Below are 18,814 nucleotides of genomic sequence, written 5' to 3'. Positions count from 1 at the left end.
GGCGGGGGCGGCGATCTGGTCGTAACGGTCCAAGTCGATGTGGGAGTCGTTGATGCCGCCGACGTGGATGTCGAGGTGGGCGACTTTCAGGCGGGCGGTGGAGTTGTTCATGTCCAGCCAGCCGGCCGAGGTCATCGCGGTGCCGAGTTCCTGCCAGGGGAGGTCGGGGAGGGCTCGGCGGGAGTCCGCCTTGGATGTGCGCCAAAGGTAACGGACGGGGTTCTTGAAACGGGGGGAGTACATGTCGTTCGAGCCGTACACGAACAGGCCGGGGCGGTCCAGGAAGGGTTCGACGGCGTGCATGTACGCGGGGATGGCGTCGGGGTGGGCGAGGGTGTCGCCGGTGTTGACGATCAGGTCGGGGTCGAGGGAGGCGAGCGAGCGGACCCAGTTGATCAGGCGGGTGCGGCCGGGGGTCAGGTGCAGGTCGGAGATCTGCAGGATCCTGATCGGGCGGACGCCGGCGGGGAGCACGGGCACGTCGAAGCGCCGTAGCCGAAACCAGTTGCGCTCGACGACAGTGGCATACCCGAGCCCGGCGACGCCGAGGCCGAGCAGGGACAGGGGTACCGCGACAGCTTTCCGCACCCCCCAATCATGCCCGAAGCCGTGGGTGCGGCCGTGCGACACGGCAAGATAGAGCCATGAGTGCGTTGAAAGACAAGCTGAAGGCCGATCTCGCGGCCTCGATGAAGGCTCGGGACGAAGTCCGGCTGCGGACGGTCCGGATGGCGCTGGCCGCGATCAACGTCGAGGAGGTGGCGGGGAAGACCGCCCGCGAGCTCTCCGACGACGAGATCATCAAGGTGCTCGGCAAGGAGGCCAAGAAGCGGCGGGAGGCGTCGGAGGCGTTCGCCGGGGCCGGGCGGGCCGCGCAGGCGCAGGCCGAGCTGGATGAGCAGGCGATCCTGGAGGAGTATCTGCCCGCCCAGCTGTCGGACGAGGAGCTCAACCGGTTGGTCGATGAGGCGATCGCGGAGAGCGGGGCGTCGGGGCCGCAGGCGATGGGTCAGGTCATGAAAGTGGTGAACCCGAAGGTCGCGGGTCGTGCCGAGGGTGGCCGCGTGGCCGCGGCCGTTCGGTCCCGCCTGGCCGGTTGAGTCGGCTTCGCGAGAAAGGGTCCTCCGGAGTAGGAGGACCCTTTTCTGGTGTCAGGGGTTCACGGGGACGACGATGTCTCCTCCGCCGTCTCCTCCGCCGTCGCCTCCACCGCCGTCGTTTCCGCCGTCGGGGCCACCTCGGCCGTCGCCGCCCTCCTCGCCCCTGTCAGGCTTGGGCTTGGGCTTGGGGGCGCAGAAGCTGGGCGAACAGCCGCCGAACTCCGACATGTCGACGGGGACGAACGAGGTCGGGTCGACGTCCTTGAGGGCGGCGATCATGGTGTCTTTCCAGATCACACCCGCGATCGAGGAACCGTACACGTAGGAGTAGTAACGCCCGCCGATGGTCACGCCGGTGAGGTCGTAGCGGAAGGCGCCGCGGGGGTCGCCGATGCTGACGGCCGAGGCCATGTCGGGGGTGTAGCCGGCGAACCAGGCGGCGGTGTAGCCGTCGGTGGTGCCGGTCTTGCCGGCCGCGTCGCGGCCGATGCCGCCGACGCTGGTCATGGTGCCCTGGGTGAAGACGCCGGAGAGGATGTGGCTGGCCGCGTCGGCGACCTTCTCGTCGAGCACCTGCTCACAATCCGGCTCGTACGGCGTCGCCTTGCCATTCCGATCCACGATCTCGGTGATGACCATGGGCGCGCAGCGCTTGCCTCGGGCGGCGATCGTCGCGTACGCGCCGGCGACGGTCACCGGGTCCATCTCGTTGACGCCGAGCGTGAACGTGGGCACCTCGCGGAGCTTGGTCCCGTCCGCCCGCTGGATGCCGAGCTTCTGCGCCATCTTCACGACCTTGCAGAGCCCGACCTGCTCCTCCAGCTTCATGAAGAACGTGTTGACCGAACCCCAGGTCCCGGTCGTCAGGGTCTTGAAGCCGCCGCTGCCCTCGCTGGAGTTGCGCACCTCATGGGTCTCGCCCGAGCGGTTGCCCTTGCAGTCACGGAACGGCGTGTGCGCGTTGTCGGGAATCCCGTAGGCCGACCCGGTGTTGAAGCCGTCGTTCAGCTTGAGACCCTCGTCCAGGGCTGTGACCAGGGTGAACACCTTGAAGGTGGAGCCGGCCTGGAAGCCGCTGCCGCCGCCGTGCGCCACGTTGGCCGCCAGGTTGTAGCTGATCTCGTTCTTCTTCTTGCTGTCGTCGCCGAACTTGCGGCTGGCCGCGAGCGCGCGGATGGCGCCGGTGCCGGGTTCGACCAGGGCCTGGGCGGCGACCTGCTTGTCGGAGGCGAACACCCGCTTCTTGATGGCCTTGTCGGCGGCCTTCTGCATGTCCCGGTTGAGGGTGGTGCGGATGGTCAGCCCACCGCGCTGGAGGAAGTTGCGGCGGGCTTCCTCGGTCTTGCCGAAGTCCTTGTTGGTGAGGATCTCCTGCTGCACGTAGAGGCAGAAGTAGGGGAACTCGCTCACCTCGCAGCCACCGGGGATCTTCTTGCCGAGGTAGCCGAGCTTCTCGGCCTTGGCCTCGGTGGCCTGCGCCGGGGTGATGACCTTCAGCTGGGCCATCCGGTCGAGCACCACGTTGCGCCGGGACAGCAGGGCGGCGCGGTATTCCTTGCCCCGGTCGGGGTCGGTGGCGCTGGGGCTCTGCACGGCGCCGGCGAGCGTGGCCGCCTCGACCAGGTTCAGCTCGGAGGCGTGCTTGCCGAAGAACCGTTTGGAGGCGGCCTCGATGCCGTACGCGCTGGCGCCGAAGTAGGAGATGTTGAGATACCGGTTGAGGATCTCGTCCTTGGTGTACTTGTTCTCGATCGCCATCGCGTAGCGGATCTCGTTGAGCTTGCGCGCGTACGACGTCTCGATGGCCTTGGCCTGTTCTTCCTTGGTCTCGGCCGAGTTGAAGATGACCAGCTTGACGTACTGCTGGGTGATCGAGGAGCCGCCCTGGACGACGCCGCCGCCGAAGAGGTTGCGGGTGAACGCCCGGAAGGTGCCTTCGACGTCGAGGGCGCCGTGTTGCTTGAAGCGGAAGTCCTCGATCGCGATGATCGCCTGCTGCATGACCGGCGCGATCTTGGTGAGCGGCACGGACTCGCGGTTCTGGAAGTAGAACTGGGCGATCTGCTTGCCGGAGGAGTCCAGCAGGACCGTCTTCTCCGGGAGCGGGGGCTCGTTGAGCTCCTTCGCCTCGATCTGCAGGGCCTCGACGCCGGATTTGGCGGAGTAGCCCGCTCCGCCGACGGCGGGCAACGCTACAGCGGCGACGAGCACGCCTCCGGCGCAGGCGGCGGCCAGCAGTCGCACGACGTTCGCGATCTGGGTGCCGGCCCGGCGCGGGCGCGCTCCCGATGTCTGAGCTTTGCCTTGAGCTTGCACAAAGCCAAGGGTACGTCGAATCAGGGAGTCAATCGGTACCAAAACCACCACCTGGCATTACCCCCGGCGGGAATGACTAGTCATTCCCGGACATCCTCAGGTCGTAAATTTGGTCCCACCGGGTCTGTCACTCCGACAGCCTGGTTGCGTACGTTCTCCTCTGCGGCAACTGAATAAGGAGGCTCGGCGACCGCGCCCGTCGGCCCCAGAAGTCACGACTGACCACCTAAGGGGAGTGGGGTCGAAATGTGGATCACGGATTGGACCTCCCGTGCCGCCTGTCGAGGTGCGGATCCTGACGCCCTGTTCGTTCAGGGCGCCGCACAGAACCGGGCGAAGCTGATCTGTCGAGGGTGCCCTGTCCGTACCGAATGCCTCGCCGATGCGCTGGACAATCGCATCGAGTTCGGGGTATGGGGCGGAATGACCGAGCGGGAACGGCGCGCGCTCCTGCGGCGCCGTCCGGACGTCGACTCCTGGCGCGACCTGCTGGAGTTGGCCAAAGAAGAGTACGAGCGCACCAACGAGCTGATCGCGGGCTGACGCGCTCTCACCCAGCGGCGAGGAGTTCCCCGATCTGGCGCAGACCAGCCAGATCGTGAACGTCCTCTGACATCGCGGGCACCTGGGATATCGGCACGGTGGGGTGGGCCGAGGTGAAGTGTTCCTGTTCCCGGTGCTCGCGGGCGGCGAGCTGCATCCGCCCGGCGTGCAGGCGAAGCACGGCGGCGGTCAGCTCGTGCTCACCACGTGACTCCAGGTCCTCCGCGGCGGCCGTGCTGCGGGCCGCGGACAGGGCCGGAGCCGGGGAGCGGTGCACCCGGTTGACCACCAGGCCGGCCAAGGGCATCCGCTCCTCGGCGAGCCGCTCCACGAAGTACGAGGCCTCACGGATCGCGTCCCGTTCCGGCGTGGCGACGACGACGAACGCCGTGCCGGGCGCCTGGAGCAGCCGATAGGTCTGTTCCGCGCGTTGCCGGAAACCGCCGAACAGCGCGTCCAGGGCGGACACGAACGTCTGGATGTCGGTCAGCACCTGCGCGCCGAGCACCTTGGTGAGCGCCCCGGCGACCAGGCCGAACCCGGCGTTGATCAGTTTGAACGCGCTCCGGCCGCCGGCTTTGGCGGGCGCGATCAGGATGCGGATGAGCCGCCCGTCCAGGAACCGGCCGAGGCGTTCCGGCGCGTCCAGGAAGTCCAGCGCGGACCGGGACGGCGGGGTGTCGACGATGATCAGATCCCAGTCGCCGGAGCGGCGCAGTTGCCCCAGTTTCTCCATCGCCATGTACTCCTGGGTGCCGGCGAAGCTGGACGACAGCGACTGGTAGAAGGGGTTCGTCAGGATCTGCTTGGCCCGCTCCGGGTCGGCGTGCGCCTCGATGATCTCATCGAAGGTCCGCTTCATGTCGAGCATCATGGCGTGCAGCTGGCCGTCGCCGTCGATCTCGGTGATCCGGCGCGGGGTGTTGTCGAGCGAGGTCAGGCCCATCGACTGGGCCAGCCGCCGGGCCGGGTCGACGGTGAGCACGACCACGTGGCGGCCGCGTTCCGCGGCGCGCAGCCCGAGCGCGGCGGCTGTGGTGGTCTTGCCGACACCGCCGGAGCCGCAGCACACCACGATCCGGGTGTTCTGATCGTCCAGGATGGCGTCCAGGTCCAGCTGGGGGGCTTTCACGGCTCTCTTTCCGCTCGTCATGCCGCGCCTTGGTTTCTGATCGCCTCGGCGAGTTCATACAGTCCGGCCAGGTCCGCGCCGTCGGCCAGGAACGGCAGCTCATACCTGCGTGCCCCGGTCTTGGCGAGTTCCTCCTGCTCGCGCATTTCCAGGCCGGTACGGCTGGCATGCTCGGCCACTTCCGCCGCCAGCGCCTCGGCGATGGCGGCGGCGTCCTTGCCGTCGGTCAGCCCGGCCGCCTTGAGCCCCAGCGCGAGCTCGGAGTGGTCCACCGGCTCGCTCAGCGCCGGATCGATGCTCCGCGTCATGTTCACGAAAATGCCACCGACCGGCAGCTTGACGGCCCGCAGTTCGGCCATGCCGTCCAGGGTCTCCTGGACGGGCATCTCCTCCAGCAGCGTCACGAAATGCACCGCGGTCTCGGGCGAGGCCATGACACCGCGGACCATGTCGGCGTGCGCCTTCACCGGGCCGACCCGGGCCAGCCCGGCGACTTCCTGGGTGACATTGAGAAACCGGGCGATCCGCCCGGTCGGTGGCGCGTCCATGACGACGGCGTCGTACACCCGCCGACCCGCCTTGTTCTTGCGCCGGACCGCTTCGCTGGTCTTCCCGGTGACCAGGACGTCGCGCATGCCGGGCGCGATGGTGGTGGCGAAGTCGACCACGCCCATCCTGGTGAGCGTCTTGCCCATCCGTTTGAGCCCGTAGAACATGTCGAGATAATCGAGCATGGCCTCTTCCGGGTCGATGGCCAGCGCGAACACGTCGCCGCCGCCCGGGGCGACGGCGATCTTCCGTTCCTCGTACGGCAAGGGCGGCAGGTCGAACACCTGAGCGATGCCCTGGCGGCCCTCCACCTCGACCAGGAGCACCTTCCGGCCGCCGGCGGCGAGCGCCAGGGCCAGCGCGGCGGCGACGGTGGTCTTCCCCGTGCCACCCTTTCCGGTGACGACGTGGAGGCGAACCCCATCCCAGTCGGTGTCGCGAGAACTCACACCCGAAAGGCTACCCAAAGGTCACTTTCTGATTCGCCGCAGGGAACCCTCATGTGCTGGGAGTCACAGGCGTGCGAGCCTCGATAGCCTTGGCCGCATGACCAAGTGGGAATACGTGACCGTGCCGCTGCTGACGCACGCGACGAAGCAGATTCTGGACAACTGGGGCGAGGACGGCTGGGAGTTGGTGTCCGTGATCCCTGGGCCCAACCCCGAGCAGCTCGTCGCGTACATGAAGCGGGCGAAGGCATGACGCCCGAGCAGCGGCTGGCCCGGCTGGGGCTGGTGTTGCCGGAGGTGGCGACGCCGCTGGCCGCGTACGTGCCCGCGGTGCGGACCGGGAACTATGTGTACACCTCCGGGCAACTGCCGATCGTGGACGGGAAGCTGATCGCCACCGGCAAGCTCGGGGCGGAGATCTCCGACGAGCAGGGGAGCGACCTGGCCCGGATCTGCGCGCTCAACGCGATGGCGGCGATCATCTCGGTCGCGGGCGAACTGTCGGCCATCGTGAGGATCGTGAAGGTGCTGGCGTTCGTCGCGAGCACGCCGGAATACACCAACCAGCCGGCCGTGGTCGACGGCGCGAGCACGCTGTTCGGCGAGGTCCTGGGCGAGGCGGGGCGGCATGCCCGCAGCGCCGTCGGGGTCCCGGTGCTGCCCCGGAACGCGCCCGTGGAGCTGGAGGTCATCGCCGAAGTGCGTTGATCTGTGGTACGGCATACGCGAGACTGCTGGCGTTCTGGGAGGGTTTATGGGGATTCCGCTGACAGGGGAGTTCAGGGCGCGCGCCCTGGATATCCTCGCCGGTCGGATCGCTCCGGCGGCCGCCAGGGACGCGGCGACGGTGGTCGTGCTCCGGGACGCTCCGCTGGAGGTGTACCTGCTCCGCCGCAAGGCCACGATGGCCTTCGCGGCGGGGGCGTACGTGTTTCCTGGCGGGTCTGTCGATCCCCGGGACGCGGATCATGCCGTGGCTTGGGCGGGGCCGTCTCCGGCGGAATGGGGCGAGCTGCTGCGGGCCGAGGAGGGGACGGCGCGCGGGTTGGTGTGCGCGGCGGTGCGGGAGACCTTCGAGGAGTCCGGGGTGCTGCTGGCCGGGCCGACCGAGGACACGATCGTGGCCGACACCACGGGCTGGGACGCCGAACGGGAGGCGTTGATCGATCGCACGCTGTCGTTCGTGGATTTCCTGGATGACAAAGGGCTGGTTTTGCGGTCGGATCTGCTCAAACCGTGGGGGCATTGGATCACGCCTGAGATCGAATACCGGCGGTATGACACGCGGTTCTTCGTGGCGGCGTTGCCGTACGGCCAGCGGACCAGGGACGTCGGCGGGGAAGCGGATTCGGTGGCGTGGATGCGGCCCCAGCAAGCCCTAGATCTCGCGAAATCTCACGAAATTTCGGTGATGATGCCGACATTTCATACGCTGACCGAGATGGCGGGGTTTGACACGATTGCTGGCGTGTTCGCGAACGATCGGGAGATCGTCACGATTATGCCCCAGGTGGTGGAGGTAGACGGCGAGATGCGGCTGGATGTGGCTAGATGAGCGGCTTGTTCGTGCCGATTGACGGGTCCGGTACGGCGAGCGCGACCAACGTGTTGGCTCCCAACGCGTCCCCGATGACCTTGGACGGCACGAACACCTGGGTGATCGGCCAGGGCGAAACGGTGCTGATCGTCGATCCAGGGCCGGACGATGAGCACCATTTGCGGAGACTCGTGGAGTTGCTCGGCGAACGCCGGGTGGCGACGATCCTGCTCACTCACGGACATCCCGACCACAGCGGCGGGGCCGCGACGTTCGCCGCGATGGTCAGCGCACCCGTCCGGGCGCTAGACCCGAACCATCGCCTCGGTTCGGAAGGCCTTGGCGACGGCGACGTGGTCACCACCAGCGATCTGGAGCTCCGAGTGATCGGAACACCAGGCCATTCAGCCGATTCGCTCTGCTTCTGGCTGCCTGCCGACGCCGCCCTGCTCACCGGGGACACCATCCTCGGCCGCGGAACCACCGTGATCGCCCCGGACGGCGACCTCGCCGACTACCTCCGCAGCCTGGACAAACTCCGCGCGATGGCCGAACTCGCCGAAGCCCGGACCCTGCTGCCCGGCCACGGCCCCATGCTCCCCGACCCGATCGGAAAGCTTGACGAATACCTCGCGCACCGCCGCAAACGCCTCGACCAGATCCGCGAGGCCATCCGCGCGGGCGCCAAAGACGTGCCGGAGATCGTCGAGATGGTCTACGCGGACGTGGACCGCAGCCTCTGGCCCGCCGCGGAGATGTCCGTGGCGGCCCAGCTCAACTACCTGAAAAACCTCTAACGCGACCGGTTGTACAGCCGCTCGATGTCCATGATCACGACGGCCTTGGCCTCGATCCGCAGCCAGCCGCGCCCCGCGAAGTCCGCCAGCGCCTTGTTTACGGTCTCCCGGGAGGCGCCCACCAGCTGGGCCAGCTCCTCCTGAGTGAGATCGTGATGGACGCGCACGCCGTCGTCGACCTTCTGCCCGAACCGGTCGGCCAGGTCCAGCAGCGCCTTCGCCACCCGCCCCGGCACGTCGGTGAAGACCAGGTCGGCCAGCACGTCGTTGGTCCGGCGCAGCCGCTGGGCCAGGGCGCGCAGCAGGTGCAGCGCCACCTCCGGGCGGCCGGTCAGCCACGGCCGCAGGTCGTCGTGGCCGAGCCCGGCCAGCTTGACGTCGGTGAGCGCGATGGCGGAAGCCGTACGGGGTCGAGGGTCGAACAGGGACAGTTCGCCGAACATCTCGCTCGGGCCGAGCACGCTGAGCAGGTTCTCCCGGCCGTCCGGCGCGGTCCTGGCCAGCTTGATCTTGCCTTCGAGCACCACGTAGAGCGTGGAGCCGGTCTCGTTCTCGCTGAACAGCGTCTGGCCCTTGGTGAGGGTCATCTCGGCGATACTCGTTCGCAGGGCCGCTGCGCTCTCCCGGTCGAGCGCGGCGAAAAGGGGCGCCCTGCTCAGAACGTCTTCGGTGCTCACGGTGCCTCCCTTGCCATGGTCGCACTCGTCGGGTTTGCGGAGGTCTCTGGGATCTCCGTGGTAGCCATTGTGACCTACGGCATCCGCGTAGGCTTACGGGGTGCCCCAGAAGGAGTCCCGACTAGCCCTCGTACGCCGCGCCCGGCGGATCAACCGCATCTTGGCGGAAACCTATCCTGACGCCCACTGCGAACTCGACTTCGGTAACCCGCTGGAACTGCTGGTCGCAACCATCCTCTCGGCGCAGTGTACGGACAAAAGGGTAAATATGGTTACTCCGATACTTTTTGCGAAGTATCGGACTGCGGCTGACTATGCCTCGGCGGATCGTGAGGAGCTCGAACAGATCATCAAATCCACGGGCTTCTTCCGGGCTAAGACCAACAGCATCATGGGCATGGCCCAGACGCTCTGTGATCGTTATGGCGGGGATGTGCCGGGGAAACTGAAGGATCTGGTCACCCTGCCCGGTGTCGGGCGCAAGACGGCCAATGTGGTGCTCGGCAACGCGTTCGGTGTGCCGGGGTTGACCGTTGACACCCACTTCCAGCGGCTGACCCGGCGGTTCGGGTGGCTTGACGAGACCGATCCCGTCAAGATCGAACACGAGGTCGGCACGCTCATCCCCAAGGCCCAGTGGACGATGTTCTCGCATCGGATCATCTGGCATGGCCGGCGGATCTGTAACGCGCGCAAGCCCGCGTGCGGCGCCTGCCCGCTGACCGCTCTCTGCCCGTCGTACGGCACTGGCCCGACCGATCCGGTCGAGGCGCGCAAACTTGTTAAGACTGGGCCATTCTCCTAGCGGGAAGCTCCGGGCATGCCCGAGGGTTGAACCCCGGGGAGGTGGCACGTGAACGACACGCCGGTTTGGCTTGAGGGATTGGCTGCCAGGAGTGGGGCGGTGCCGTTGGGCTTACGGCCACCCGCCGAAGGCGGCCGTCCCGCGGCGGTGCTGATGTTGTTCGGCGACGGGCCGTACGGGCCGGATGTCCTGCTCATCCAGCGCAGCTCCAACGGCCGCAACCACGCGGGGCAGCCCGCCTTCCCTGGCGGCGGCCTGGAACCCCAGGACGCGGGCCCCATCGAAGCCGCCCTCCGCGAGGCCGCCGAGGAAACCGGCCTCGACCCGACCGGCGTCACCGTCGTGGGCACGATGCCCGAGCTGTACGTCTGGCGAAGCGACTACCGTGTCACGCCCGTTCTGGGCTGGTGGCACACTCCCTGCGCCGTCCACGCCGCTTCCCCGGATGAGGTCGCTTCGGTGGAACGCGTACCTATCGCCGAGCTCGTAGACCCGGCCAATCGCCTCAAACTCCGCCATCCCAGCGGGTTCGCGGGGCCCGCATTCCGGGTTCGCGGTCTCCTCGTCTGGGGGTTCACGGCCGGAGTGCTCGATGGGCTGCTGGCCGCTTCCGGTTTCGAGCTCCCGTGGGACAGGTCTCGAGTCGAAGACCTGCCCCCGGATGTCATCGCGATGGCGGGTCGCTGAGTTGTTGGCCTGGGGTGTTGGTGTGGGCGGTGGCCAGGGTGAGGCCCAGCGATGCCCAGTCGGCGACGTCGGTGTCCTCGTCTTCGGCCAGGCGGCGCAGGGCGGCCAGGCCGGCTGGGTCGGCGGGGTGGCCGAGGACGTTGGGTAGCGCGTAGGCGGTGCCGTAGCGGACCGTGGCCTCCGGGTGGGTGGAGAGGTCGATCACCGAGGGCAGCGCGCGTGGGTCGCGGAGGTGGCCGAAGGCGATGAGGGCCGAGTAGAGGACGCGGGTGTCGTCCTCGCTGGCTGCCAGGTAGCGGAGCACCGGCATGGTTTTGTCGGTGAATGGGCGGTCGCGGCCGAGTTCGCCGAGAATATCCACGCCGAGTACGCGCTCCGCGACCGTGGCGGACGCGCAGAGGCGCCGGGCCGCGGTGAAGGTTTCCAGGTCGCCGCGCTGTTGCAGGTCGGCGATGGCCCGCCAGCGGGTCGGCCCATCCGGGTCTTCGTCGGCCAGCGCGGCCTGGATCAGATCATCAACTGGTGCCCCCATGACGTCACGATATAGCGGAGACCTCGAAGAACACGTGCACGCGCGCGTGTGGCGCTGGATACCGTAAAGGGGGGCACCGGGCTCAGGGTCGATAGGGGTGTAATTCAGGCGTGCAAGGCGACGTGCTCGATCTCATCCTGATCGGCCTGGTGTTGGCGTTCGCGGTGTCCGGGTATCGGCAGGGCTTCATCATCGGGGTGTTCAGCTTCGTGGGGTTCTGCGGCGGCGCGCTTGTCGGCATTTTCATCGCGCCCCCGATCGCCGGGGCGCTGGTCGGGGGAGACACCGAGAAGGCGCTGCTGGCGATCGTGATCGTCTTTCTGTGCGCGACGGTCGGCCAGTTCGCCTCGTCCACGATCGGGGCGGTGGTTCGCAGCCACGTGACCTGGGAGTCCGCGCGGACCGTCGACTCGTTCGGGGGGTCGCTCGCCAGCGGTCTGACCGTGCTGGTGTTCGCGTGGCTGATCGGCTCGCTGATGATCACTACCAGCCTGTCGTTACCGCGTCAGCAGATCAATGATTCCCTGCTGCTGAAGTCCGTCGATTCGGCCATGCCGCAGGCCGCCAAAGACCTGACCCGGCGATTCCGGGACTTTGTGGATGCTTCCGATTTTCCGGAGGTGTTCAGCGCCATCGGCGGTAGCCGTTTCGTCGATGTGCCCGCGCCCGACGAGAGCATCATCAAGGACCCCCGCATCGCCCGCGCTCGTCGCGCGATCGTCAAAGTTCAGGGCACCGCGCCCGACTGCAAGAAAAGCATCGAGGGCACCGGCTTCGTCTACTCCCCCCACCGGATCATGACCAACGCCCACGTCGTCCAGGGCGTCACCCAGCAACTCCGCGTCACCGACTACACCGGTGCCGTCCACGATGCCCGTGTCGTGCTGTTCAACCCCGATCGTGACATCGCCATCCTCTATGTCGCCTCCCTCGACGTCGCCGCCCTCCGCTTCGACTCCACCGCCGAATCCAAGGACGACGCGATCATCGCCGGTTTCCCGAAGGGCCACGGCTTCACCATCAAACCGGCCCGAATCCGGGTGAAACAGCACGCCGAGTCCTCCGACATCTACAACGACCACAAGGTCGACCGCGAGGTGTACGCCATCCGCGGCGTCGTCCAGCCCGGCAACTCCGGCGGCCCCCTCCTCACCCCCGAGGGCCGCGTCTTCGGCGTCATCTTCGCCGCCGCCACCGACCAGGAGGACACGGGGTACGCGCTGACCGCCGACGAAGTCCGTACCGACGCCGAGGACGGCAGCGCGGCCATCGCCCGCGTGGACACCCAGACCTGCGACTAGCTGTCGTTTCATCCCTCAGCGGGGGGCTGGCCGAGATCGCGGAACTGGATCACCGGCCCGTAGAAGGTCCCGCCGCTGATGGTGTTGGTGACGCTCCCCGGGGCCGCCGCGGGCGGATCCGCCACCGGAGCGACCAGGACGACACTGGCGGGATCGACAGCGGGATCATGGGCGAGCACCGGAAAATCAGCGCCGGGCCGCTCACTCAGCGCCAACTGGGCCCTGCCTAGCTGGAAGGCGCCCCGCACCGACTGCCCGTCGGCCAGCGCGACGTACAAGCGTGAGGCGAACGCGATCGCGTCCGGATCGCGGATCCTGTCGCTCATCCCGATCGCCATCGGTACCGCCGTGAGCAGCCCCGCCAGCTGTGCTGCCGACTCGCAGGCGTTCAACACCACCAGGCGCGGCGGGGAGTCGACCGCGCCCATCGCGCGGGCGAACGACTCCGCCTCGACCGGCCGGCCGGGCCCGCGTGCGTCGTCGCCGCTATCGAAGACCAGGGTTCTCCGGGTGGCATGTCCGGAGAAATGCACCACGTGCGGGACGAACCGGGTGAGCCCGTCCAGCAGATCCGAAACCGTCGCGGCAGCGAGGTGCTCGATCCGCACCGCGTCCCGGTGGACGGCCGCCCGGACCCCCGCTCGCACCCGCTTGATCTCCGCGTCCACCCGAAGATCCCCGCGGGACGACACCGTCAGGTACAGGACCCGGAGCCCCTCCGCTCGCGGCACGCCCCCACCATCAGCCACGCCCCTGCTCCTCACCCGATCTCTGACCCCAATATCACGCCCAGACTGGACGATAGAGGAGCGATCAGCTGGTGGTAAGGGCTGCGTGGAGGGCTTCGATGGAGTCGGCGGTGATGATCGCGTCTACGTTCATGCCGTAGGCCGGGCGTGAGCCGTACAGGCGGATTCTGGATCTTCCCCGTTCGAGGAGAGCCGCCGCGCCGCGGGGGTTTTCGCGTTGGAGGTGGGTGAGGCCGACGCAGATCTGGGCGAGGCCCTGCCAGAGGTCGCGTTCTTCGGGCGGGCAGCACTTCCAGCGGCCCTCGAAGACCTCGTGGGCGTGGAAGGGGCGACCGGCGTCGAGGAGCAGGCCTGCTTCGTTGATGGCCTCTTCGGCGCTGGGGGCGTAGTCGTCGGGGACTCGGGGCACGCCGACGGCGCCGCGTGGCAGGGGGCGGCCGTATTCGTCGCGCGGGCGGGCGCTCCTGGCTCGGCCGGATTCGTCGCGGTCTCGTGGGGTCATCGGTCCGGTTCTGGGTCTCCGAGCCAGGCGATCAGCTCGGCGTCGAACTGATCGGGGCGTTCCTCGTGAGGGAAATGTCCGACTCCTTCGAGGAGTCGCCATCGGTACGGGGCGGCCACGAAACGGCTTGAACCTTGGGCGGTTCTGGGCAGAATGCAGGGATCGAGCGCGCCGTGAAGTTGCAACGTGGGGGCTTCGATCTCAGTACGCATCTGGCGGGCGAAACGCAGGCCATCAGGGCGAAGCTGGGATCGGGCGAACCAGCGGTAGTACTCCAGGGCACAGTGCGCGACCCCCGGAATCTGGAACACATCACGATATTTCCGGGCAACGTCTTCGGCGGGCCATTCAGGGCTGGACCACGCGTCCAGCAGGCGGCCCACCCGGGAGCCGTCGTGGGCGACCAGGCGGCGTTCGGGAAGCACGGGCAGCTGGAATCCCAGCGTGTAACGACTGGCCTTCAGCTGGCCGAACGGGTCGGTCAGCAGGGACGAGCGCAGCCGCAGTGGGTGGGGCGCGGAGACGGCGACCAGGCGGCGCACCACTTTGGGGTCGAGCACGGCCATGGTCCAGGCGAGCAGGCCGCCCCAGTCATGCCCGACGACGATCGCTCCGGTCTCGCCGAGCGCGCGGATCAGCCCGGCGGCGTCTCCGGCCAAGGTCGGAAGGTCGTAGCCGCGCGGGGGTTTGTCACTCGCGCCGTACCCACGCAAATCCACCGCGACCGCGCGGTAGCCGGCCTTCGGCAGGGACTCCAACTGGTGCCGCCAGGTCCACCAGAACTGGGGGAAACCATGCAGCAACAGCACCAGCGGCCCTTCGCCCGCCTCCACGATGTGGAAGCGGGTGCCGCCGGCGTGCACGGCACGGTGGGTCCACGGGCCCTCGACCCGGACCACCGACTCGTCCCTGGACGGTTTCACCTCAGGGCACGGTCTCACGCACCGGCTCGCGAGGCGAGCCGATCTCGCCCGCGGACGGCGCGGCCAGGCTCGCCTGCTCGGGCCCCTTCAGCGTCTGCAGCGACCGCTTGGTACGGCGGAAGCCTGCCAACCCCTTCAACCGCCGGTATCCGACGAACCCCAGCAAACCCGCGAGCACCAGATAGAACACGGTAACGATCAGGAACGACAGCCACTGAGCGAGGCCGACCGCGTCCACCAGCACGTACGCGATGGTGAACGACGCCAGGATCAGGCACAGATGCAGAATGAACGCGGCGGCGGCGAAAAGCCCCGTCGCGGCCCCGATCCGTCGCGCGTCGAACTTGAGCTCGGACTTGGCGAGCTCGATCTCAGACCGGACGAGGGTCGATATGTGGTTGCTCGCCTGGGCGACCAGCGCGCCGAGCGATTCGTCCTCGGGCATCGGGATCTCCTATCTGCGACTATCAAACATCATCTCGTGCCCGCACGCGCACCCGGATCCGCAACAGTGCCGACGCCAGCGCCGACGCGACCACGCTGGCGATCAGCACGGCCGTGGAGATCCGATCGTCGCCGGGGAACGCCTTGTCGCCGATGAGCAGCGAAACCGTGAAGCCGATTCCGGCCAGAACGGACACGGCTGCGATGTCCCGCCAGGTCAGCTCATCGCTGAGCCTGGCGAACCCCAGTTTGACCGACAACCACGCGCCCCCGAACACCCCCAGGAACTTGCCCACCACCAAGCCGATCATCACAGCGATCGCGATCCGGTCGACGAAAACGGCGCCGAGAGCCTGGGTGGTCAGCGGAACCCCGGCGGCGAAAAAGGCGAAAACGGGCACGCAGAATCCCGCAGATATGGGGCGAACGTAATGGTCCGCGCGTTCCGCCGGGGATGGATCGCCTCGCACGCTGGTGAGCAGGCCGCACAGGACCCCGGCCACGGTGGGATGCACGCCGCTGTCGTGCACGAACACCCAGGCCGCGACGCCGAGCAGGATGAACAGGAGCGGCTTCCGGACGCCGACGCGCATGAGCAGCCAGTAGATGAACAGGATCACGGCGGCGGCGATCAGCGGGACGAAGCTCAGCTTCTCCGTGTAGAAGACCGCGATCACGATGATCGCCCCCAGGTCATCCACCACGGCGAGGGTCAGGAGGAACGCCCGCAAAGCATCCGGAAGCGCTGAGGCGGTCACCGCGAGGACCGCGAGGGCGAACGCGATGTCGGTCGCCGTGGGGATCGCCCAGCCCTTGCCCGCGCCGCTGGTGCCCCAGGCGACGGCGACGAAGACGAGCGCGGGAACGATCATTCCGGAGATCGCGGCGACAACCGGGAGGATCGCGTCCTTGAGCTGGGAGAGCTCGCCGTGCACGAACTCCCGTTTGACCTCAAGCCCGGCGACGAAGAAGAAGATCGCGAGCATGCCGTCGGCGGACCATTGGTACAAGCTCATACCGAACGGCCCTGGAACCGCGTCGCGTATCGCCAGGTACCCATTGGTCCATGCGGAGTTCGCCCAGATGAGGGCGAATCCCGTGGCCAGCAGCATGATCACGCCGCCGATCGTCTCGGCGCGCAACGCCTCGGCGATCTGGCGTGCGTACCGGACGGTCGGCCGCAACGGCCACAGTTCGGCGGCGCGCGGCACGGTCCCCCCTCGGTCGCTGAACGTTACGATCTGTACCTGACTGTACACATATGTCCGGATATGGGTGAGGCGCGGGTGCCGTTACGCACCCGCGCCCCATCTGCCGGACTTGCCTAGTCTTCGCTTGCCGCGCTGGGCAGCTTCGCCGCGATCAGGTTCATCACCGCGCTGTCGGCCAGCGTCGTGACGTCGCCGATGCTGCGGTTCTCCGCCACGTCACGCAGCAGCCGCCGCATGATCTTCCCGGAGCGGGTCTTCGGCAGCTCGGGAACGATCAGGATCTGCCGCGGCTTCGCGATCGGCCCGAGCGTCTTGGCGACATGGTCGCGGAGCTCCTTGGCGATGTCCTCGCCCTCGTCGACCGCGCCGCGCAGGATCACGAACGACACGATCGCCTGCGTGGTCAGCGGGTCGGTCGCGCCCACGACCGCCGCCTCGGCCACCTTCGGGTGGCTGACCAGCGCGCTCTCCACCTCGGTGGTCGAGATGTTGTGCCCGGAGACGAGCATGACGTCATCCACCCGGCCGAGCAGCCACAGATCGCCGTCCTCGTCCTTCTTGGCGCCGTCGCCGGGGAAGTAGAACCCCTTGAACCGGGACCAATAGGTGTCGATGTAGCGCTGGTCGTCGCCCCAGATCGTGCGGAGCATGGACGGCCACGGCTCCCGTACCACCAGGAAACCCCCGCCGCCGTTGGGCACCGACTGCGCCTGGTCGTCGACCACGTCCGCGACGATGCCCGGCAGCGGCTTCATGGCCGCGCCCGGCTTGCCGGCGGTGACCCCCGGCAGCGGGCTGATCATGATCGCGCCGGTCTCGGTCTGCCACCAGGTGTCCACAACCGGGGTACGGCTGCCGCCGATGTGCTCGCGATACCAGACGTACGCCTCCGGGTTGATCGGCTCGCCGACCGAGCCGAGGACCCGCAGGGACGACAGGTCGAATTTGGCGGGGATGTCGTCGCCCCACTTCATGAACGTACGGATCGCGGTGGGGGCGGTGTAGAGGATGGTTACGCGATATTTCTGGATAATTTCCCAGAAGCGGCCTCGGTGGGGGGTGTCCGGGGTGCCCTCGTAGATGATGCTCGTGGCGCCGTTCGCGAGCGGGCCGTACACGATGTAGGAGTGCCCGGTCACCCAGCCGATGTCGGCCGTGCACCAGTAGATGTCGGTTTCCGGCTTGAGGTCGAAGACCGCATGGTGCGTCCAGGCCGACTGGGTGAGGTATCCACCGGTCGTGTGGAGAATGCCCTTCGGCTTCCCGGTCGTCCCGCTCGTGTAGAGGATGTACAGCGGGGCCTCGGCGTCATGCGCCTCCGGGATGTGCTCCTCGCTCTGCCGATCGACCACGTCATGCCACCAGACGTCCTTATCGGTCTGGTCCACTTCCTGGCCGGTCCGCCGGACCACCAGCACATGCTCGACACTCGGGCAGTCCTTGACCGCCTCGTCCACCGTCGGCTTCAACGCGCTCGGCGCGCCCCGCCGGAACCCGCCATCCGCGGTGATCACCAGTTTCGCGTCCGCGTCGTCGATCCGGCTCTTCAGCGCCGTCGCCGAGAACCCGCCGAACACCACCGAGTGAATCGCCCCGATCCGCGCACACGCCAGCAACGAAACCGGCAGTTCCGGAATCATCGGCATGTAGATGGCGACCCGATCGCCCTTCCCCACGCCCAGCTCGGTCAGCGCGTTCGCCGCCCTGGAAACCTCTTTCTGCAGGTCAGCGTAGGTGATCGTGCGGCTGTCGCCCTCCGGCTCGCCCTCCCAGTAGTAGGCGACCTTGTCCCCGTTCCCCGCCTCCACATGCCGGTCCACGCAGTTGTACGCGACGTTCAGCTTGCCGTTCACGAACCACTTGGCGAAGGGCGGCTGCCAGTCCAGCGTCGTGTCCCAGCGCTTCGCCCAGGTCAGCCGCTCGGCGGCACGCTCCCAGAAGGCGAGCCGATCCCGGTTCGCCTCCTCGTACGCCTCCGCCGTGACGTTCGCGGCCGCGGCCAGGTCGACGGGTGGCTCGAACCGCCGGTCCTCGCGCAGCAGATTCGACAGCGTCTCCTGGTTCTCACGCTCGGGGGCCACTTGGCACTCCTTTTGCTCTTATCTGGCGCAACTTGTGAGGTCCACTTCACCAGCCCGGTACGGTCACCGACAAGGTTCCGGGCGTCGTGGTGTTCTCGTGGTGTTTATGACATGTGACCCTCCCCCGAGAGTCAAACTGGGATGCGTTCAACGGTGGCAGGTCGTCGTTGAATGGTTCGTATGCGTCGGTAGGGTCGGGGCGTGACTGATCCGCTGGCGGTGATCGCCGAGATGGTGCCGGAGGCCGTACAAGAGGCGCGTTCGGCTGTTGACCGGCTGTATCGGCATCGGGCGCTGCGGCGGCGCGGGCCCGAAGTGTCGGCCGAGTCGGCTTTGCGCGGGGCTCGGGCTTCGGCGGCGTTGGATGGGGTTGATGTGCCGCTGGGGTCGCTGCGGCATGGGGATGTCGATGATCCGGTGGCGCAGGGGGCGTTGAGGGTTTCGGCTGAGCTGGGGCGGTTGGGGGCGTTGTGGCGGGG

General features: G+C 67.8%; 21 protein-coding genes and 1 pseudogene. 10 read left to right on the top strand and 12 right to left on the bottom strand.

Going from position 1 to position 18,814, the window contains the following annotated elements; genetic code table 11:
* A partial coding sequence (locus Aple_RS36395) for a metallophosphoesterase (protein WP_170321841.1) occupies window positions 1-588 on the bottom strand: 588 nt, incomplete at its 3' end.
* Window positions 589-644: 56 nt separating this feature from the next.
* Here Aple_RS36395 and Aple_RS36390 point away from each other — a divergent pair.
* Window positions 645-1,100 carry a GatB/YqeY domain-containing protein gene (locus tag Aple_RS36390; RefSeq protein ID WP_155349292.1) on the top strand — a complete coding sequence of 152 codons (456 nt, stop codon included), beginning with the start codon at window positions 645-647 and terminating at the stop codon, window positions 1,098-1,100.
* Window positions 1,101-1,151: 51 nt separating this feature from the next.
* Here Aple_RS36390 and Aple_RS36385 read toward each other — a convergent pair whose 3' ends face one another.
* On the bottom strand, window positions 1,152-3,416 hold the full coding sequence (locus Aple_RS36385; protein WP_246265001.1) for a transglycosylase domain-containing protein: 2,265 nt from the start codon (window positions 3,414-3,416) through the stop codon (window positions 1,152-1,154).
* A 246-nt stretch (window positions 3,417-3,662) separates the two neighbouring features.
* Here Aple_RS36385 and Aple_RS36380 point away from each other — a divergent pair, with 246 nt between their 5' ends.
* Window positions 3,663-3,959 carry a WhiB family transcriptional regulator gene (locus tag Aple_RS36380; RefSeq protein ID WP_061296783.1) on the top strand — a complete coding sequence of 99 codons (297 nt, stop codon included), beginning with the start codon at window positions 3,663-3,665 and terminating at the stop codon, window positions 3,957-3,959.
* Between the two features lie 7 nt (window positions 3,960-3,966).
* Here the strand turns inward: Aple_RS36380 and bagB are convergent, their stop codons facing one another.
* Together bagB and bagA are read right to left on the bottom strand one after the other, a co-directional pair.
* The gene (bagB, locus tag Aple_RS36375) at window positions 3,967-5,112 is read right to left on the bottom strand and encodes an ATPase BagB (RefSeq protein WP_155349291.1); all 1,146 of its coding nucleotides are present in this window, start codon (window positions 5,110-5,112) and stop codon (window positions 3,967-3,969) included.
* Window positions 5,109-6,089 (bottom strand): ATPase BagA, encoded by a 981-nt coding sequence (gene bagA, locus Aple_RS36370; protein WP_155349290.1) that lies wholly within the window; start codon window positions 6,087-6,089, stop codon window positions 5,109-5,111. The genes bagB and bagA overlap by 4 nt, the downstream gene beginning before the upstream one ends.
* Before the next feature lie 97 nt (window positions 6,090-6,186).
* Here bagA and sp36 point away from each other — a divergent pair, with 97 nt between their 5' ends.
* Genes sp36 through Aple_RS36350 form a run of 4 tightly spaced genes read left to right on the top strand, consistent with a single transcriptional unit; the run spans window position 6,187 to window position 8,423 of the window.
* Window positions 6,187-6,342, top strand: coding sequence for a Sp36 family protein (gene sp36, locus Aple_RS36365; protein WP_155349289.1), 156 nt, complete (start codon window positions 6,187-6,189; stop codon window positions 6,340-6,342).
* A complete protein-coding gene (locus tag Aple_RS36360; protein WP_155349288.1) occupies window positions 6,339-6,797 on the top strand; it encodes a RidA family protein in 459 nt (152 codons plus the stop codon). Before sp36 ends, Aple_RS36360 begins: the two co-directional genes overlap by 4 nt.
* Window positions 6,798-6,843: 46 nt before the next feature.
* Window positions 6,844-7,644, top strand: a complete 801-nt coding sequence (locus Aple_RS36355; protein ID WP_155349287.1) for an NUDIX hydrolase — start codon at window positions 6,844-6,846, stop codon at window positions 7,642-7,644.
* On the top strand, window positions 7,641-8,423 hold the full coding sequence (locus Aple_RS36350; RefSeq protein ID WP_155349286.1) for an MBL fold metallo-hydrolase: 783 nt from the start codon (window positions 7,641-7,643) through the stop codon (window positions 8,421-8,423). The genes Aple_RS36355 and Aple_RS36350 overlap by 4 nt, the downstream gene beginning before the upstream one ends.
* Here Aple_RS36350 and Aple_RS36345 read toward each other — a convergent pair.
* On the bottom strand, window positions 8,420-9,100 hold the full coding sequence (locus Aple_RS36345; RefSeq protein WP_155349285.1) for a Crp/Fnr family transcriptional regulator: 681 nt from the start codon (window positions 9,098-9,100) through the stop codon (window positions 8,420-8,422). The two genes, Aple_RS36350 and Aple_RS36345, sit on opposite strands and share 4 nt — an antisense overlap.
* A 100-nt stretch (window positions 9,101-9,200) precedes the next feature.
* Between Aple_RS36345 and nth the strand changes: the two genes are divergently transcribed.
* Entirely contained in the window at window positions 9,201-9,905 is a 705-nt protein-coding gene (gene nth, locus Aple_RS36340) for an endonuclease III (RefSeq protein WP_155349284.1), read from the top strand.
* A gap of 48 nt (window positions 9,906-9,953) precedes the next feature.
* Window positions 9,954-10,592 (top strand): NUDIX hydrolase, encoded by a 639-nt coding sequence (locus Aple_RS36335; protein WP_155349283.1) that lies wholly within the window; start codon window positions 9,954-9,956, stop codon window positions 10,590-10,592.
* Here Aple_RS36335 and Aple_RS36330 read toward each other — a convergent pair.
* Entirely contained in the window at window positions 10,570-11,124 is a 555-nt protein-coding gene (locus tag Aple_RS36330) for a HEAT repeat domain-containing protein (RefSeq protein WP_155349282.1), read from the bottom strand. The two genes, Aple_RS36335 and Aple_RS36330, sit on opposite strands and share 23 nt — an antisense overlap.
* Window positions 11,125-11,234: 110 nt before the next feature.
* Here Aple_RS36330 and Aple_RS36325 point away from each other — a divergent pair, with 110 nt between their 5' ends.
* The gene (locus tag Aple_RS36325) at window positions 11,235-12,425 is read left to right on the top strand and encodes a MarP family serine protease (protein ID WP_174889920.1); all 1,191 of its coding nucleotides are present in this window, start codon (window positions 11,235-11,237) and stop codon (window positions 12,423-12,425) included.
* Window positions 12,426-12,433: 8 nt separating this feature from the next.
* Here the strand turns inward: Aple_RS36325 and Aple_RS36320 are convergent, their stop codons facing one another.
* The 6 genes from Aple_RS36320 to acs form a co-directional block, all read right to left on the bottom strand.
* Window positions 12,434-13,174 (bottom strand): CHAT domain-containing protein, encoded by a 741-nt coding sequence (locus tag Aple_RS36320; protein ID WP_170321840.1) that lies wholly within the window; start codon window positions 13,172-13,174, stop codon window positions 12,434-12,436.
* Between the two features lie 64 nt (window positions 13,175-13,238).
* A complete protein-coding gene (locus Aple_RS36315; protein ID WP_155349280.1) occupies window positions 13,239-13,676 on the bottom strand; it encodes a DUF309 domain-containing protein in 438 nt (145 codons plus the stop codon).
* Entirely contained in the window at window positions 13,673-14,599 is a 927-nt protein-coding gene (locus Aple_RS36310; protein WP_155349279.1) for an alpha/beta fold hydrolase, read from the bottom strand. Before Aple_RS36310 ends, Aple_RS36315 begins: the two co-directional genes overlap by 4 nt.
* 1 nt (window position 14,600) lies before the next feature.
* Window positions 14,601-15,044, bottom strand: a complete 444-nt coding sequence (locus Aple_RS36305; protein WP_155349278.1) for a phage holin family protein — start codon at window positions 15,042-15,044, stop codon at window positions 14,601-14,603.
* Window positions 15,045-15,066: 22 nt separating this feature from the next.
* Window positions 15,067-16,254 carry a Na+/H+ antiporter NhaA gene (gene nhaA, locus Aple_RS36300; RefSeq protein WP_155349277.1) on the bottom strand — a complete coding sequence of 396 codons (1,188 nt, stop codon included), beginning with the start codon at window positions 16,252-16,254 and terminating at the stop codon, window positions 15,067-15,069.
* A 113-nt stretch (window positions 16,255-16,367) separates the two neighbouring features.
* Window positions 16,368-18,335, bottom strand: a complete 1,968-nt coding sequence (acs, locus tag Aple_RS36295; RefSeq protein WP_155349276.1) for an acetate--CoA ligase — start codon at window positions 18,333-18,335, stop codon at window positions 16,368-16,370.
* Between the two features lie 201 nt (window positions 18,336-18,536).
* On the opposite strand from acs, the pseudogene Aple_RS54960 reads away from it, so the two are divergent.
* Window positions 18,537-18,814, top strand: a pseudogene (locus Aple_RS54960) (oxidoreductase); the annotation flags it as partial.

It is taken from the genome of Acrocarpospora pleiomorpha (assembly GCF_009687885.1).
Classification (GTDB): Bacteria; Actinomycetota; Actinomycetes; order Streptosporangiales; family Streptosporangiaceae; genus Acrocarpospora; species Acrocarpospora pleiomorpha.
This window is presented reverse-complemented; position numbering and strand designations above follow the sequence as displayed.

Coding starts and splice junctions, on each gene's coding strand:
- Aple_RS36390 (WP_155349292.1), top strand. CDS start 645: ATGAGTGCGTTGAAAGACAAGCTGAAGGCCGATCTCGCGGCCTCGATG.
- Aple_RS36380 (WP_061296783.1), top strand. CDS start 3,663: ATGTGGATCACGGATTGGACCTCCCGTGCCGCCTGTCGAGGTGCGGAT.
- bagB (WP_155349291.1), bottom strand. CDS start 5,112: ATGACGAGCGGAAAGAGAGCCGTGAAAGCCCCCCAGCTGGACCTGGAC.
- sp36 (WP_155349289.1), top strand. CDS start 6,187: ATGACCAAGTGGGAATACGTGACCGTGCCGCTGCTGACGCACGCGACG.
- Aple_RS36360 (WP_155349288.1), top strand. CDS start 6,339: ATGACGCCCGAGCAGCGGCTGGCCCGGCTGGGGCTGGTGTTGCCGGAG.
- Aple_RS36355 (WP_155349287.1), top strand. CDS start 6,844: ATGGGGATTCCGCTGACAGGGGAGTTCAGGGCGCGCGCCCTGGATATC.
- Aple_RS36350 (WP_155349286.1), top strand. CDS start 7,641: ATGAGCGGCTTGTTCGTGCCGATTGACGGGTCCGGTACGGCGAGCGCG.
- Aple_RS36330 (WP_155349282.1), bottom strand. CDS start 11,124: ATGGGGGCACCAGTTGATGATCTGATCCAGGCCGCGCTGGCCGACGAA.
- Aple_RS36315 (WP_155349280.1), bottom strand. CDS start 13,676: ATGACCCCACGAGACCGCGACGAATCCGGCCGAGCCAGGAGCGCCCGC.
- Aple_RS36305 (WP_155349278.1), bottom strand. CDS start 15,044: ATGCCCGAGGACGAATCGCTCGGCGCGCTGGTCGCCCAGGCGAGCAAC.